The following is a 15,763-nucleotide window of genomic DNA, read 5'->3' as shown; positions in this document are numbered from 1 at the left end:
GATGAAAAAAATACACGTACTAGCACTTATTCCAGTTCTTTGTTTAGTTGTTGGACCAGTGTTTACAAATTCAGTTACTCCTTATGTATTCGGGATGCCATTTTTATTGTTTTGGATTTTACTCTCTGTATTTATTACATCTTTTTGTATGGGATTTCTATATTGGTTAGACCCTGCTAATAAGGGGGAAGCGGAATGATAGCACTTATTATTATTACTTTGTTTTTGTGTTTGTCTTTATTTTTAGGAATTCGGGCACAGCGCGGGAAAGATATGAACTTAGAACAATGGTCTGTTGGTGGAAGAGGGTTCGGAACGATTTTCGTTTTTCTGCTTATGGCCGGAGAGATTTACACGACGTTTACATTTTTAGGAGGCAGGGGCTGGGCGTATAGTAAAGGTGCTCCTACATTTTATATTTTAGGATATGGGGCACTAGCTTATATTTTATCTTATTTTTTATTACCACCAGTTTGGAAATATGCAAAACAGCATGGACTTATTTCACAACCGGATTTCTTTACAAAAAAATATAATAGTCAGGCACTTGGGATTATCGTATCGATTATCGGTGTTGTTTCGATTATTCCGTATCTTGTACTGCAGCTAAAGGGGCTTGGAATTATTGTTTCTGAAGCTTCGTATGGAAAAGTATCACCGGTTTTTGCAGTGTGGATCGGTGCGATTGCAATTACAATATATGTAATGATTTCTGGTATACACGGCTCTGCTTGGACAGCTGCATTAAAGGACATTATGATTTTATTTATCGTTATGTTTTTAGGAATATATTTACCGTATCATTATTACGGAGGATTTCAGCCGATGTTTGAAGCGGTAGAAGCAGCAAAACCAGGGTTTCTAGCTTTACCTGAGGAAGGGATGAGTATTTCTTGGTTTGTTTCTACTATTATATTAACAGCATTAGGGTTTTATATGTGGCCACATACATTTGCCTCAGCTTTTTCGGCCAAAAGTGAAAAAGTTTTTCGGAAAAATGCGGCGATTATGCCATTATACTCTTTAGTGTTGCTCTTTGTATTTTTTGCTGGCTTCGCTGCTATTTTACAAGTGCCAGGATTACAAGGAGCGGATGCAGATCTATCGTTATTCCGCCTTGCTATTCAAACCTTTGATCCGTGGTTTATTGGCGTTATCGGTAGTGCAGGATTATTAACTGCACTTGTGCCAGGGTCTATGCTTGTTATGGCAGCTTCAACGTTACTTGCAAAAAATATTTATCAGGTTCTAGCGCCGTCTGTATCAGATCAGCAGGTAGCAAGGGCTGCAAAACTATTTGTTCCCGTTGTAACACTTGTTGCTGTGTTCTTTACATTTAAAGGCGGAGAAACAATCGGTGCACTTCTTCTTATGGGATATAGCATTGTTACACAGCTTTTTCCTGCATTAGTTTGTAGTTTGTTTCATCGTCAATTTGTAACAAAGCAAGGTGCCATCGCTGGAATGGGAGTTGGATTATTAGTAGTTGCCTATATTACATTGTCTGGTTCGACTATAGCTAGTATGTTTCCATCTTTTCCGCAATATATTAAGGATCTAAACGTGGGTATTGTGGCGTTAGTGGTAAATATTATTGTCATGTTCGCAGTAAGCATTGTGACTAGAAATATTGAAGTGACGCGCAATTCTACTGTGTTGGAGAAATAGGAATGGTATACAGTAAAAAAGTTATCTTTCTTTAGGGAGATAGCTTTTTTCATTGCATACATTTTCCCTAGATGGAGAAATATAACGGTAATATCTTGAGAGGAAAGTTAGGTGAGGAAGATGACGAGTTTAGAGACAAACGTATCTGCAATTACAAAATCTATTCGAGACACGTTACAGTCTCCAAACGATTTAACAGTACGAGAGTTTGCACTTTCTTCTTCCTCTACGCGATGTGCAGTTATTTTTTTATGTGGGCTTACCGATAAAGATTTAATTTATCGATTTATTATCCGTCCATTGCAACAAGAAGAGATTCCGAATCAAGCTCCAATCATACAAACCTTAGTAGATAAATTTATTTCTATAGGAGAAGTAAATACAGTGAAGATGCTCCCGGATGTTATTAATTCCGTTCTAGTGGGAGATACGGTTGTTTTAATTGACGGAATCCCTCACGCATTAGTAATTAATAGTCGAGCGTGGGAAATGCGAAGTTTAGAGCCACCGATTACAGAAAATATTATTCGGGGTCCGAAAGTAGGATTCACTGAGGATATTGCAATGAATAAAATGTTAGTCAGACGCGAGTTGCGTGATCCAAAACTTCGATTTCAATCCTATATTATGGGGAAGCGGTCCCAGAAAGAAGTTACATTAATTTATATTGAAGACATCATTAATCCGTATATTGTGAAAGAATTAAATCGTCGATTGCAATCAATTGAAACAGATATGATATTAGACTCAGGAAAGATTGAGCAGCTACTTGAGGATAATAACATGTCTCCTTTCCCACAATTTTTAAATACAGAAAGACCAGATAGAGCGATAGCTTCTTTAGCAAAAGGAAAAGCGATCATTTTAGTCGATGGGTCGCCGTTTGCAGTTATTGCACCTATGGTAATTGTCGATATTTTTCAATCGCCAGAAGATCATTACGAAAGATGGATTATTGGCACCTTACTAAGAGGGCTTCGTATCGTAGCTGGACTTATGGCAATCTTACTTCCAGCGGTATATGTTGCGCTTGTTTCCTATCATCAAGGACTTATTCCATCTAATCTTGCATATTCAATCGCTGGAGCAAGAGAAGGGGTGCCATTTCCTGCCTATATTGAAACGATTATTATGACATTAACAATGGAGTTAATTCGAGAAGCGGGGCTTCGTTTACCTAAGCAAATTGGACAAACCGTTGGGATTGTAGGGGGACTTGTTATCGGAGAAGCTGCAGTAAGCGCTGGGATTGTAAATCCTTTCATGGTTATTATTATTGCTGTCACGGCTATCGCTACCTTTTCTTTGCCTGTATATAGTATAACGATTACATTCCGTTTCTTGTTATTTGCGTTTATTCTAGCAGCTACTATGTTAGGATTGTATGGAATTATTTTAGCGCTAATTGCATTAGCGATACATATTACGAATCTAAAAAGTGTTGGAATCCCATATTCTACGCCACTAGCTCCTGCCTTTTATAAAGATTGGAAAGATGAAGTGGCATTGTTGCCTAAGGCAATGTTAAAGACGAGACCAGATTATTTGCAGACACAAGATAAAACATTGCGTTCAAAGGAGAGAAAATAAATTGAAACCGTTTGAATACGGAGATGAAGAAATTGGATCGCGCGAGTTAACATTTGCGGTATCTTCCGTCATTATTGGTACAGGAGCGCTTTCGATGCCCCGTATAATTGCAGAAAAGACGCTTTTTACAGACGGCTGGATCATATTACTTCTTGGCGGAGTGATTTGCGCGCTTTTTGCTTGGATTATTACAAAAATAGCGAATTTATTTCCAAAACAAACGTTTTTTCAATATACAAGTACATACTTATCAAAGCCGATAGCATTCCTTGTTACAAGTATTATGGTGTTAACATTCACTGGAATTACTGCATATCAGGCACGAGCAATTTCAATTATTTCACAAACATATTTATTCGGTAAAACGCCTATTGAACTTCTATCCTTTTTTTACTTACTTGTTGTTATCTATGGAGTAAGTGGTTCTAGAGCAGCGTTACTTCGCCTTAATTTGTTATTTTTGCCAGTTGTAGCGAGTGCCATTTTTGCTTTGTCGTTATTAAATATAAATTTAATGGATACTCATAATTTGTTGCCGCTCTTTCAAACAAAATGGAGCCAGTATGCTCTTGGGATGCAGGAATCGATATTTACATTTATTGGGTTTGAGATTGTTTTATTTTATTCTGCAATTGTAAAGCAAAGAGACAAAGCTCCTTTAGCTGCTGCAAAGGGAGTAATGATTACAAATTTACTATATATCCTTATTTATCTCACTTGTATTACTGTCTTTTCTTATTCTACAACGAGAAGTTTAACGTATCCTGTTATTGAGTTAGGAAAAGAGATTGAAATTGGTGGAGGTTTCTTAGAACGTTTTGATGCTATTTTTTTTACGACTTGGATTATTACCATTTTTAATACAACCGCTATGTATTATGACATTGCCATAATGGGCTTCTGTTCAATGTTTCCTTCTATTAAAAAAAAAGCATTTATTTTTGTAAGTGCACCAATCATTTATTTGTTCAATATGCTGCCTGAAAATGTTACGAAGTTAACTCAGTATGGTACTTACTTAGCTTGGGTAGATATGGCGTGCGTTATCATTGTCCCTATTCTTGTTTTTATTGTTTATAAAATAAAGGGGGGCAAAAGTAGTGAAAGGTCTTCATAAATATATTTGTTGTATTGTTTTGGTTATATGTATGACTGGCTGCTCAGAACGGAAAGAGATTGAAGAGAGAGGTTTTGTTGCAGGAGCAGCTTTTGATGTTGCAAAAGAAGAGGAAGAAAGTGAATCAAAGACACCACCTCGTATGAAAGGAACGTATCAACTTGTCTTACCGAGTGCGTTAGCACAACAGGGAGGAAAAGGTGGAGGCGGGGGTGGAGCTGAGGATAATTATATCAATATTAGTGCAACCGCTGATAGTATTTTTGCGCAAGTTCGCGAGATATCCAAAAAAATTAGTCGGTCTTTATTTTTTCCGCATATCCAAGTTATAGTTTTTTCAAAAGATTTATTAAAGCAACAAAACCTGTTAGAACAAACTTCAGATATCTTTTTTCGTGATCATGAAATGAGGAGGAATATTAGAATTTTCGTCTCTAAAGATCGAGCTGAAAAGATTTTACAGCAAAGATCGAAACCAGAAAATTTACCAGCAAAATATATTGATTTATTAGCAGATCATGCAGATGTTAATGCGTTTATGTTAGAGGCAGTTCGTCTTGGTGATTTACAAGAAATGATGATTGCTAAGAGAAGCTTTGTGCTTCCGGTTTTACAATTAACAAAACAAGGTGTGAAAATGGAAGGGGCTGCCGTATTTAAAGGGCATAATAATAAATTGATTGGCCTGTTAACAGGAAAAGATACGCAAGGATTAAACTATATAATTGGAAAGAAAGCGAGCGGGTTTTTGACCATTCGAAAAAAGGAGAAAGAGATCACGTATGAGATTCATAAAATAAGACGCAAAATACACGCTTCCTTTACAGAACCTCGGCGCCCGAAATTTACAATTGATATTTATCCTGAAGGTGTGCTAGCAGAAGTATATTCAGGAGGAAGCGGAAAGATGTGGAGTGAAAAACAAATGAATGCATACATTTCCAAAGAAATGGAAAGTGTAGCAATGAGAACGATAAAAAAAATGCAAAAAGATTTTAAAACAGATGTTCTTGAATTAGGAGACTATTATAAAAGGCATAATTATAAAGAATGGAAGAAGATAGAAAAAAATTGGGATCATGGAAAGAACTATTTTACTAAGAGTGACATAGTTGTTCGTGTTCATCCGGTGGTAGAACATTCAGGTTCTTTGGTACCAAAAGGTGGTCAGTAATGTGGAGTTGAGTATCTTCTATTGATATTTTCCGTATCTTTACATGTAAATAGGAGCGATAGTAATAATATGAAAATGCCTTCTATGTTTACGATTATAAATACGATTTTGATGGGGATTATCCCATATGCTGTTTATTTTTTGAATAAGAAAATAAAAAAATATGGTGCACAGCCGTGGGAAAATCCAAATGAAGATGAAAAAGGAAACCCGTAGATAGGTTTCCTTTTTATTCATCCCGCTATTTTCGGGTATTGATGGAAGTCTCACTTTATACAAGCCCTAACCAATGTACCAGTTGCGTAGAGAGGAATGTAACAACAATGGCGATAACGGTAGGGATTGCAAATGCTAGAAATGTCCATTTCGGACTTTTTGTTTCTTTATATATGTTAACTAGTGTGGTTCCGCATGGGAAATGAAGAAGGGAGAACAACATTGTGTTTAATGCAGTTAACCAAGTCCAGCCATGCTCTAAGAACAAGTTTTTAATTTGGTTTAAATCATCTATTTCTGTTAAAGCGCCGGTTGATAAATAAGACATTAATAAAATTGGAACGACAATTTCATTGGCTGGTAACCCAAGAATAAATGCAGCTAGAATAAATCCGTCAAGACCGAGCATTTTAGCAAATGGGTCTAAGAAATTTACAAAATACATAAGTATGCTTGTATCACCAATATAAATATTTGCTAATACCCAAGTCAATACAGCCGCAGGAGCAGCGACGATAACTGCACGTTTTAAAACATATAATGATTTATCGAGTGTGGAACGTACAATTGTGTTCCAAATTTTCGGCTTACGGTATGGTGGTAATTCTAACGTATAGTGAGTTGGGACACCTTTTAAAGCGGTTTTTGATAATACCCAAGATACGGTTAGTGTTACAATAACTCCAATTACAACCATTCCAACTACAACACCAGCCGTAACAAGTGTTTGCATGCTACCAGTATAGCCAGCTGCCATAAATAATGATGCCATTAATATTAATGTAGGCCAACGTCCATTACATGGAACGAAGTTGTTTGTTAAAATCGCTAACATACGCTCGCGTGGTGATTCAATAATACGAGTTGACATGATGGCAGCGGCATTACAACCAAATCCCATTGCCATTGTTAACGATTGCTTCCCGTGTGCACCGCTCCGTTTGAATAAGCGGTCCATGTTAAATGCAACACGTGGTAAATACCCGTAGTTTTCTAATAAAGCAAACATAGGGAAGAAAATAGCCATAGGTGGTAACATTACACTAATAACAGCTCCAGTACCACGGAATAGGCCAAGAATTAAGATGCCGTGTAACCATTCTGGTGCATTCATTGCTTGGAACCAAGCAGTTAAATGACCTTCTGCCCACCCGAAAAATTCAGCAATCATATCAGAAGGGACATTAGCTCCGGCAATTGTAAGATAAAAAATAATCGATAAAATTCCGAGCATGATTGGGAATCCGAATATAGGAGAAGTGAAAATTTTATCTAGCTTCTCTGAACGGTATAACTTATCAGTATTTGTGTATTGAACAGCTTCCTTACATATAATTGCGGAAGTTTGATAAATATCACCTACAATATCATCGCGGATATCTTCTTTTGTAAGGGTTTGTGCATGCTGAACAATATAATCTAATGGAAGAGCCTTATTGGCTGAGTGAGATTCCATTTATGACGACCTCCCTTACAAGCGGTTCCTTATGATGTTTTTGGAGTGCTGCTAGAAAATTTTTATCTCCATCTAATATGCGGAGTGCCACCCAGCGTGCCGGATAAGTATCCCCGAACACTTTATAAATCTCTGGTTCTAATTCCTGAATCATATTTTCAATTTGTTCATTATAAGTAATTTGAACTGGTGTAGGAATTAGTTTTTTATTTGCTACTTTAGCAATTACACTTAGCAATTGGCCGATTCCTACACGGTTTCGAGCTGAGATTTTCACTACAGGAACTCCAAGTGATTTTGCTAATTTTTTCTCATCGATGACAATACCCTTTTTCTCTGCTTCATCTATTAGGTTAACGCAAACAACAACATCTTTCGTCATTTCCATAACTTGCAAAGCTAAATTTAAATTTCTTTCCATTGCGGTTGCATCCACCACAACAACAGTTACTTCAGGTTTTTCAAAAATAATATAATCACGTGCCACTTCTTCATCTGTAGAGTTTGAATACAAGGAGTATGTTCCAGGTAAATCGATGACTGTATATATACTTCCGTTATGTTCATATTCGCCTTCTGCTTTTAAGACTGTTTTTCCAGTCCAGTTTCCAGTATGTTGTTTTAACCCTGTTAATGTATTAAATAATGTACTTTTCCCGGTATTAGGGTTTCCTGCTAGTGCAATACGATGTTTTATCATTTTGAATCATCTCCTAGTATTCTCCCGAAAATAAGGGAGCTTTCTTCACTACGCAGTGCAATGGTTGTATTGCTTACTTGATAAGCAATTGGATCTCCGAGCGGGCTTTTTTGCAATACTTTAATAGTAGCTCCGGGAATAAAGCCTAGATCTAATAATCGACGTTTCATAGTTCCTTCTAATTGTATCTTCTCGATTTGTACAAACTGCCCTGTTTGAAAACTTGAAAGGGGTTTGATATTAGCCGATACCATAAAAGTTACCTCTTCTCTATATTTTTAGTTTTGATTTAAAAAGTTTGCCGAGGGAAACTTTTTGCTACTAATATAGTAGGTTACATTGGATGATGTTGTCAATTGGTACTTTAAAAATATTCAATTATTTTTAGAATTGTTCCAATTTATTTTGTTGTATAGAAAAATATTACTAAAATTATGTGGGATGAATAGAAGATAACATCTCTAAAGTTCAAAAAATGAGGGGATTTGTAAATGTAGTTTTAATATCGGTAGTGAAAAATAAGGTTTTATTTACGTTAAATTTACATTATTAAAAGTAAATTTACAATATGGGATAATTTGTGTGGATTCTTTTGGTTTTTTAAATGCAAAGAGGTGATGTATATAGGTTTTGAGGCATGTTACCTCTATTTACTTAAAATTAAAAATTGCTTAACACTAACATAATATTATTGTCCTACAATGAATTTGTGTTCGAAGAAGTCAATGAATGTGAAAAAGTGATAATCCAAATGGGGGTACAAGACATGGTTATGAAAAAAGGTTTGAAGTTTTCGTTAGCGGCATTGGTGGTTGCTGGTGCTTTAGTTGGATGTGGTAAATCAGAAAGTGCAAATAGCGAAGGAAAAGCACAAGGAAACAATGATGCAAAACAAGAATTGTCAGGTACAATTGCAGCAGCTGGTTCTACAGCTCTTCAACCTCTTGCTGAAGAAGCAGGTAAAAAATTCATGGAAAAGAATCCAAACGTTTCTATTCAAGTTCAAGGTGGCGGTAGTGGAACAGGGATTAACCAAGTAGCTTCCGGTGCGGTTCAAATCGGTAACTCTGATGTTCCATCTGCAGATAAAATAAAAGATCCAGAAAAAGCGAAAGAATTAGTAGATAACAAAGTGGCAGGTATTGCATTTGCGCTTGTTGTAAATAAAGATGTGAAGGTCGACAACTTAACTGTGAAACAAGTACAAGATATCTTCAGCGGGAAAGTTACAAACTGGAAAGAGCTAGGCGGTAAAGATGAGAAAATTAATGTAATCAACCGTCCAGCATCTTCTGGTACACGTGCTACATTTGAAAAAACAATTATGAAAGATGCGAAGATTAACGATGGAACAGGTACAACACAAGATTCTAACGGTGCAGTAGAACAAGCGATTAACTCTACTCCTGGCTCTATTAGTTATCTTGCAATGTCTTATATGGTGGGCGATAAAAAAGGTGCATTACAAACTGTGAAGATTGATGGTGCAGAGCCGAAAGTTGAAAATATTTCTTCTGGCAAGTATCCATTCTGGTCTTATGAGTATATGGTAACAAAAGGGGAAGCGAAAGAAGCTACAAAAGCTTATATCGATTATGTAAAAGGTAAGGACTTCGAAAAACAAGTTGAAGATATGGGTTATATCCCGATGTCTAAATTGAATAAGTAAACATTCAACGGGGCTGGCTGCGAGGTCAGTCTTGTTCATTTCAATCTATAAAGTGGGGTCATGTCCTGTGATGAAGGGGAAAAAACAAATTAATTATGTAAAAAGTGAATATATCGGAAGAACACTTGTTACGTTTTGCGGTATATTTATTGTTCTTGTTACATTAGCAATTATTGCATTTATTTGTGGGAAAGGAATTCAATCTTTTACGCAAAGTGGTATTTCATTTTCTGAGGTATTGACGTCAACGAAATGGAATCCGAATGCTGATCAAGGTTCATTTGGTGCTGTTATCTTTATTGTGGGATCAACACTCGTTTCATTAGGTGCAGTCGTTATTAGTGCACCAATTGCGCTAGCTCTTGCGATATTTATGAATTTAATTTCACCAAAGTTTGGGAATAAAGTACTAAAGCCTGTTTTGGAGTTATTAGTTGGTATTCCTTCGGTAGTATATGGTTTATTAGGGGTTACGATTTTAGTTCCGCTTTTACGTGATTCATTCGGTGGCGTTGGTTTTAGTTTAATTGCAGGTATTATTGTGCTAAGTATTATGATTTTACCTACTATTGCTAGCATTGCTTCCGATGCAATACGCTCAGTTCCATTTGATTACTTGGAGGCCTCTTATGGTTTAGGTTCGACGAAATGGCAAGCGATTAGCCGTGTTATTGTGCCGGCTGCAAAAAAAGGTATTTTAACAGGGGTTGTTCTCGGGTTAGCTCGTGCGTTCGGTGAAGCGCTAGCGGTTCAAATGGTAATCGGAAATACGATTAAATTGCCAGAAGGAATATATAGTCCGACGGCGACATTAACGGGTATTTTAACAATGGATATGACGAATACGCTAAATGGAACTGCCTGGAATAACGCTTTATGGACATTGGCAATGATATTACTTGTTATTTCATTCCTATTCATTTTAGTAATTCGAGCAATTGGCCAAAGAGGTGAACGATAACGATGAACGCACGAAAAATAAATAATATTTGGACGGGAATTTTATATGCTGTTGCAGCATTCGTAGTAGCTTTACTTGTTTTTCTAGTATATGAAATTCTGCAAAAGGGCTGGGGATTTTGGGATCCAAGTTTCTTATTCGGAGAACCAAGCAATACAAGAGCTGGAGGTGGAATTGGTCCGCAATTATTCAACTCTTTCTATATGCTTGTTATTACACTAGTTATTTCAATTCCACTTGGATTAGGAGCAGGGATTTATCTTGCAGAGTATGCAAAGCAAGGGCGTTTTTTAGGGTTTGTTCGTTTATGTATTGAAACGATGGCATCATTACCTTCTATCGTTGTTGGTCTATTCGGTTTATTAGTATTTGTTACGATGACAGGTTGGGGCTATACGGTAATGGGTGGTGCGCTCGCTTTAACGATTTTGAATTTACCAGGTTTAACACGTGTTTGTGAAAGTGCAATTACAGAAGTTCCGTCTAATGTAAAAGAAGCAAGTCTTGGGCTTGGTGCGACAAAGTGGCAAACGATTGTACGAATTATTCTCCCGACATCATTGCCGCAAATTATTACGGGGGTTATTTTAGCGGCGGGGCGTATATTTGGTGAGGCAGCGGCATTAATTTATACAGCGGGATTAACATCACCGATTTTAAATTCTGCAGCGGACTTCTCAAGTCCTGCGCATCCATTGAATCCATTTCGACCAGCTGAAACATTAGCAGTTCATATTTGGAAATTAAACTCTGAAGGAATTATTCCGGATGCGAAGTTAATTGCAACAAAATCAGCAGCAGTATTAATTATTATGGTATTACTGTTTAATATCATTGCTCGTTTTACTGCATCTGTACTTCATAAACGTTTTACGGGAGTTAAGAAATCTCGTAAAACAACGAAAGTAAAAGCAGCTTAAATGCTTGTACCCTTAATAGATGAGAAGCCCCCTGTTTGTAAAAAACAGGGGGCTTTTTGTAGGTTTTATATGCGAGATGAATCAAGTAGTTTCATCTATAGGAGGAGTATAAGGGAAAGGGGGTGTATATGTAATGGTATAAATAAATATTGGAATGTGAATAGGGAAGGTGTTTTTATGTTTTTTCTTCAAATGTCAGGTTTTCCGGGTTCAGGAAAATCAACGCTTGCTAGACGTGTAGCAAAAAATACAGGTGCAATTGTTATTGATCATGATATTGTAAAAACAGTCTTACTCCAGTCGTTGGAAACTCGTCAGATTGAAACAACAGCCGCCGGCGGAATTTCGTACGAAATCGAATGGGCATTAATAGATTTTCATTTGTCTAGGGGACATAGTGTAATATTGGATAGCCCGTGTCTCTATATAGAAATGTTAGAAAAGGGAATAAAGGTGTCTAAGAAGTATAATGTGAAATATAAATATGTTGAATGTTACCTTAATGATATAGAGGAGATTAATAATAGGTTAAAGAAGCGAAAACGAATGATAAGTCAAATTAGAAAGGTGGAATCTGAAGAAGTGTTTAAGAAATGGTTAGATGGTAGTAAACGTCCGTCTGAGTTTACATACCTTATTGTAGATTCTGGACAACCGTTAGAAGGCTATATAGATGAAGTGATGACTTATATGAATGAGTAGTCATAAAATTATAATTGCATATCATAGTAGAAATAAAAAACGTTATCTCCAGAACGGAAGATAACGTTTTTGGTGTTAAGCTTTTGGTGTATCTATAGAAGAGTCTATTTTTCTACGTGAGCTTCTCTTTTTGCCGAATTTATCTAACAGTTCATACATAACCGGAACGACAACTAGTGTGAGTACAGTTGAAACTGCTAAACCACCGATTACGACAACCGCTAAACTTTTCGAAACCATACTGCCGGATTGTGATTGTCCGAATAATAACGGCAACATTGCTACGATTGTTGTAATGGCGGTCATAATAATTGGTCTTAGCCTTGTAGAGCCTGCTTCTAGTAAAGCTTCCCGTGTTGTCATACCTTGTTCTCTATTTTGTTGAACGCGTTCAATTAAGACGATAGCGTTTGTGACGACAATACCAATTAGCATTAATGCGCCAATTAGTGCATTTAAGTCGACTGGTGTTCTTGAAATGATTAGCCCTAAAATACCGCCAACAGCAGCTAATGGTAAAGAGAATAAAATCGCAAATGGAGCTCGCGCCTGCCCAAAAGTGATAACCATAATTAAGTAGACAATCCCAATTGCGATACCCATGATTTTGAATAAATCTGTGAAATTTTCTTGCATAGATTCAGTTGCACCAGCAACGTTAACTTTTGCTCCGGTTGGTAAATCTAATTCAGATATTGCTTTATTTACCTCGGCGCTTACTTTACTTAAATCATCATTTGTTGCCTGAGCACTTATTTGAATGGTTTCTTTTCCATCTTTATGGAAAATTTCGGTTTGTAATTGTTTCTCTGAAATCGTTGCAATATCTTTTAAAGGAATTGGTCCAGTTATAGGTGATAAAATATTTGTATTAAGAACATCTTCTTTCTTATTTATCTGTTCTTTCTTATGCTCTAACATGATTGTTGTTTTCTCATCGTCGATTGTTAATTGTCCAATTGGTGATTTCTTCATAAGGAATGAAACTTGTTGCCCAGCTGTTTCTGGTGTTAATCCGATCTGTTCTGCTTTTGCTTGGTCGATATGAATTTGCCATTCTTGTTTTGACTCTTCTAGATTTGTTTTTACTTTAGAAAGACTGTCAATACTTTTTAGTTTTGATTCGACAATATTAGCAGCTTTCTTTAAGTTTGTTTCGTTGTTTGCTGTTACGTTAAATTGTAAGTTGTTGCCTCCACCAAAACTTGAATAGCTTGTTTTTATATAATCGAATTCGGCAGGTTTGAAGTCTGCCTGTTCTTTTTTTATTTTTTTGATGTATTGATCAATATCTGTGCCTTTTTTAAAAACTACAAATATAGATGCAAGGTTGCTTTTCATTGTTTGTCCCCACTGGGCATCTTCTGCGCTGGATCCCATTCGTAATATAATATCTTTTACATCGTTGTTCGAAAGTAATTTTTTTTCAAAATCAAAAGCTGTTTGTTTTGTGGATTCAAGGTCGTAATTTGTTGGGAATGTCATTTCAATTGAAAGCATCGTATCGTCTTCTGATTTTATATTTGCTTTTGGTAGCAATATATAAGCGGCGATTGACCCGGCAAATAATAAGAAAGAAGAGAATAAAATAATAAATTTATGCGAAAGTGCCCATTTTAAAGTAGCTATATACTTTCTTGAAGGCTTTGGACTTCGTTGTTTTGTCTTTTTGAGTAATAAAAATGCCATAAGTGGAACAACTGTTAGTGCGATAACTAATGACGAAAGTATAGAGTATACAACTGCTAGTACCATAGGTAACATAAGTTCACCGATTGTACCTGATACAAGACCAATAGGTAAAAAGACAGCAACTGTTGTTAAAGTAGAAGAGGTAATAGCTACGGCTACCTCTTTTGTAGCATCTAGAATGATGTCTTTTGAAAAGTGGTCTTTTTGTAAACGCCGGAAAATATTTTCAATGACAACAATACTATCGTCAACAAGTCGACCAACTGCTACCGCTAAGCCCCCGAGTGTTAAAATGTTTAATGTAACATTAGATTGATCAAGTAAAAATAGTGTTAGTAAAATGGATAACGGAATACTAACGACAGCGATTAAAGTTGTTCGAACGCTACGTAAAAAGATTAAGATAATAAAGGTCGCGGCAATTGCTCCTAAAATGACTTCTTGCCCCATACTCATAACAGCATTTTCCACTTGTTCGTGAGTAGAGGAAAGTACCTTAATTGTATAAGTGTCTTTATATTCTTTACTTATGTTTTTCACTCTCTTATCGATTTCTTTTCCAATTTCAACTGCATTTTTGCTAGGTTCTTTCATAATAATTAATGCAGTTCCGTCTTCGCCGTTTATATGTGAGATGGTGTCATAATGTTGTTTTGCTTCTACTTGCGCAATATCCTGTAACTTCACTTGAGGTGCAAGTGTCATGTTTTTAACTTCATTTATATTTTTTACATTTCCAATGATACGAAGGGTGTGCTCTTTGTTATTAACAGTAACTTGCCCAACTGGAGTGGAAGTTTCTTTTCCTTGTAAAGCAGTTAATACTTGCTGTGGTGTTATATTTTTGTTTTTCATTTGCTCTGTATCTAGCGTGATTGATAACTCAGATGTTGATTTACCGAAATAGATGACGTTAGCAACCCCATCGATATTTTCAAGCTGCGGGATAATTTCTTTTTCGATTTGTTTTTCGTCTGCTTTTGTAAAGCCATTTTGTTTTTGTACGGTAATTTGTGCAAGTGGAATCATAGAGGTGTTAAGTTGGCTGACAACTGGTTTTGTAATTTCTTTTTGGAAGGCCATGTTGTTAGTGATTTTTTCAACTTCACGTGCGGCATCTTTCATATTAACTTTAGAATTATAAGCGATATCGATGCGTGATAAACCTTCATAAGTAGAAGAGGTGATTGTATCGACGTGTTCCAAATTTCGAAACTTTTTTTCGAGAGGTTCGGTTACTTCTTTTGTCAATGTTTCAGCATCTAACCCTTGAGACAATGTAGTGACAGTTATTGCGGGGTTATCGACACTAGGTAGAAACTCCATTGGTAATTTCGAACCAGAATAAATGCCGAGTACAGAAATGAGAAAAACCATGATGATAATAGCGGCTCGGTTTTTTAATGAGAATTTTGTTAACCTATCCATAAAAGTAATTCCTCCGTTTAAGTTGTTTTTTAGCCTACTTCGTTACTATATAACAAAATCTGGATGTTTTCATTAATTAAATGTAAAAATATTCTAAATTTATCCTTAAGATTAGAGAGGGGATAGGGTTTTGTAAGTGAGAGTTAGAGCGTTGCTTGAGGGTTTTGTGTTTAAAAGTTCTGTTGAATTAAGGGAGAAGAAAGTCTATTTAATATGAAATAGAGAGGTGGAATTATGAAACGAAAAACATTTTTATATTTTTTTTAAAAAACACTTGTGATTTTAAAATGAGGGTGGTATATTAATAAACGTCGCTGATGCGGGAAACGCAGAAAGCGAAAAAAGAAATTTAAAAACTTAGTTGACATCAAAAAATGAAGATGCTATCATAAGGAAGTCGCCAATCGGCGATGGACAAGTTCTTTGAAAACTGAACGAAACAAACAACGTGAAACGTCAATTTTTATTTT

Annotated in this window: 14 protein-coding genes; 10 read left to right on the top strand and 4 right to left on the bottom strand. The window is 36.1% G+C overall.

The window, feature by feature from the left end; all coding sequences use genetic code 11:
• Position 1 precedes the first annotated feature (1 nt).
• From HRG09_RS07750 to HRG09_RS07725, 6 genes are all read left to right on the top strand, one after another.
• The gene (locus tag HRG09_RS07750) at positions 2 to 199 is read left to right on the top strand and encodes a DUF3311 domain-containing protein (protein ID WP_174100243.1); all 198 of its coding nucleotides are present in this window, start codon (positions 2 to 4) and stop codon (positions 197 to 199) included.
• Complete coding sequence (locus HRG09_RS07745; protein ID WP_174100242.1) at positions 196 to 1,668, top strand: sodium:solute symporter family protein; 1,473 nt, start codon at positions 196 to 198, stop codon at positions 1,666 to 1,668. The genes HRG09_RS07750 and HRG09_RS07745 overlap by 4 nt, the downstream gene beginning before the upstream one ends.
• A 120-nt stretch (positions 1,669 to 1,788) precedes the next feature.
• Positions 1,789 to 3,258, top strand: a complete 1,470-nt coding sequence (locus tag HRG09_RS07740) for a spore germination protein (RefSeq protein ID WP_174100370.1) — start codon at positions 1,789 to 1,791, stop codon at positions 3,256 to 3,258.
• A gap of 1 nt (position 3,259) precedes the next feature.
• Positions 3,260 to 4,375 carry a GerAB/ArcD/ProY family transporter gene (locus HRG09_RS07735; protein WP_174100241.1) on the top strand — a complete coding sequence of 372 codons (1,116 nt, stop codon included), beginning with the start codon at positions 3,260 to 3,262 and terminating at the stop codon, positions 4,373 to 4,375.
• Positions 4,359 to 5,549, top strand: a complete 1,191-nt coding sequence (locus tag HRG09_RS07730) for a Ger(x)C family spore germination protein (protein WP_174100240.1) — start codon at positions 4,359 to 4,361, stop codon at positions 5,547 to 5,549. Before HRG09_RS07735 ends, HRG09_RS07730 begins: the two co-directional genes overlap by 17 nt.
• A 69-nt stretch (positions 5,550 to 5,618) precedes the next feature.
• Positions 5,619 to 5,765, top strand: coding sequence for a hypothetical protein (locus HRG09_RS07725; protein ID WP_174100232.1), 147 nt, complete (start codon positions 5,619 to 5,621; stop codon positions 5,763 to 5,765).
• Between the two features lie 55 nt (positions 5,766 to 5,820).
• On the opposite strand, the gene HRG09_RS07720 is transcribed toward HRG09_RS07725, so the two are convergent.
• Genes HRG09_RS07720 through HRG09_RS07710 form a run of 3 tightly spaced genes read right to left on the bottom strand, consistent with a single transcriptional unit; the run spans position 5,821 to position 8,175 of the window.
• Positions 5,821 to 7,221, bottom strand: a complete 1,401-nt coding sequence (locus HRG09_RS07720) for a ferrous iron transporter B (protein WP_174100239.1) — start codon at positions 7,219 to 7,221, stop codon at positions 5,821 to 5,823.
• Positions 7,199 to 7,921: a FeoB small GTPase domain-containing protein gene (locus HRG09_RS07715; protein ID WP_174100238.1), complete on the bottom strand. Its 723-nt coding sequence runs from the start codon at positions 7,919 to 7,921 to the stop codon at positions 7,199 to 7,201. Before HRG09_RS07715 ends, HRG09_RS07720 begins: the two co-directional genes overlap by 23 nt.
• Positions 7,918 to 8,175, bottom strand: coding sequence for a FeoA family protein (locus HRG09_RS07710; RefSeq protein WP_174100237.1), 258 nt, complete (start codon positions 8,173 to 8,175; stop codon positions 7,918 to 7,920). Before HRG09_RS07710 ends, HRG09_RS07715 begins: the two co-directional genes overlap by 4 nt.
• Positions 8,176 to 8,687: 512 nt before the next feature.
• Between HRG09_RS07710 and HRG09_RS07705 the strand changes: the two genes are divergently transcribed.
• From HRG09_RS07705 to HRG09_RS07690, 4 genes are all read left to right on the top strand, one after another.
• The gene (locus HRG09_RS07705) at positions 8,688 to 9,590 is read left to right on the top strand and encodes a phosphate ABC transporter substrate-binding protein PstS family protein (protein ID WP_174100236.1); all 903 of its coding nucleotides are present in this window, start codon (positions 8,688 to 8,690) and stop codon (positions 9,588 to 9,590) included.
• Between the two features lie 70 nt (positions 9,591 to 9,660).
• The gene (gene pstC / locus HRG09_RS07700; RefSeq protein ID WP_174100369.1) at positions 9,661 to 10,551 is read left to right on the top strand and encodes a phosphate ABC transporter permease subunit PstC; all 891 of its coding nucleotides are present in this window, start codon (positions 9,661 to 9,663) and stop codon (positions 10,549 to 10,551) included.
• Positions 10,552 to 10,553: 2 nt separating this feature from the next.
• Positions 10,554 to 11,471, top strand: coding sequence for a phosphate ABC transporter permease PstA (gene pstA, locus HRG09_RS07695; RefSeq protein ID WP_174100235.1), 918 nt, complete (start codon positions 10,554 to 10,556; stop codon positions 11,469 to 11,471).
• Positions 11,472 to 11,648: 177 nt separating this feature from the next.
• Positions 11,649 to 12,173: a P-loop nucleotide/nucleoside kinase family protein gene (locus tag HRG09_RS07690; RefSeq protein ID WP_174100234.1), complete on the top strand. Its 525-nt coding sequence runs from the start codon at positions 11,649 to 11,651 to the stop codon at positions 12,171 to 12,173.
• 75 nt (positions 12,174 to 12,248) lie between these two features.
• Here the strand turns inward: HRG09_RS07690 and HRG09_RS07685 are convergent, their stop codons facing one another.
• Complete coding sequence (locus tag HRG09_RS07685) at positions 12,249 to 15,293, bottom strand: efflux RND transporter permease subunit (RefSeq protein ID WP_174100233.1); 3,045 nt, start codon at positions 15,291 to 15,293, stop codon at positions 12,249 to 12,251.
• Between the last annotated feature and the right edge of the window lie 470 nt (positions 15,294 to 15,763).

The sequence above is a fragment of the Bacillus sp. Xin1 genome, assembly GCF_013314535.1.
Lineage (GTDB): Bacteria > Bacillota > Bacilli > Bacillales > Bacillaceae_G > Bacillus_A.
This window is presented reverse-complemented; position numbering and strand designations above follow the sequence as displayed.

What these genes read in the sequence shown, in the direction of transcription:
- HRG09_RS07710 (WP_174100237.1), bottom strand. Translation starts at nt 8,175, where the DNA reads ATGGTATCGGCTAATATCAAACCCCTTTCAAGTTTTCAAACAGGGCAG.
- pstA (WP_174100235.1), top strand. Translation starts at nt 10,554, where the DNA reads ATGAACGCACGAAAAATAAATAATATTTGGACGGGAATTTTATATGCT.
- HRG09_RS07715 (WP_174100238.1), bottom strand. Translation starts at nt 7,921, where the DNA reads ATGATAAAACATCGTATTGCACTAGCAGGAAACCCTAATACCGGGAAA.
- HRG09_RS07740 (WP_174100370.1), top strand. Translation starts at nt 1,789, where the DNA reads ATGACGAGTTTAGAGACAAACGTATCTGCAATTACAAAATCTATTCGA.
- HRG09_RS07690 (WP_174100234.1), top strand. Translation starts at nt 11,649, where the DNA reads ATGTTTTTTCTTCAAATGTCAGGTTTTCCGGGTTCAGGAAAATCAACG.
- pstC (WP_174100369.1), top strand. Translation starts at nt 9,661, where the DNA reads ATGAAGGGGAAAAAACAAATTAATTATGTAAAAAGTGAATATATCGGA.
- HRG09_RS07725 (WP_174100232.1), top strand. Translation starts at nt 5,619, where the DNA reads ATGAAAATGCCTTCTATGTTTACGATTATAAATACGATTTTGATGGGG.
- HRG09_RS07750 (WP_174100243.1), top strand. Translation starts at nt 2, where the DNA reads ATGAAAAAAATACACGTACTAGCACTTATTCCAGTTCTTTGTTTAGTT.
- HRG09_RS07720 (WP_174100239.1), bottom strand. Translation starts at nt 7,221, where the DNA reads ATGGAATCTCACTCAGCCAATAAGGCTCTTCCATTAGATTATATTGTT.
- HRG09_RS07745 (WP_174100242.1), top strand. Translation starts at nt 196, where the DNA reads ATGATAGCACTTATTATTATTACTTTGTTTTTGTGTTTGTCTTTATTT.
- HRG09_RS07705 (WP_174100236.1), top strand. Translation starts at nt 8,688, where the DNA reads ATGGTTATGAAAAAAGGTTTGAAGTTTTCGTTAGCGGCATTGGTGGTT.
- HRG09_RS07685 (WP_174100233.1), bottom strand. Translation starts at nt 15,293, where the DNA reads ATGGATAGGTTAACAAAATTCTCATTAAAAAACCGAGCCGCTATTATC.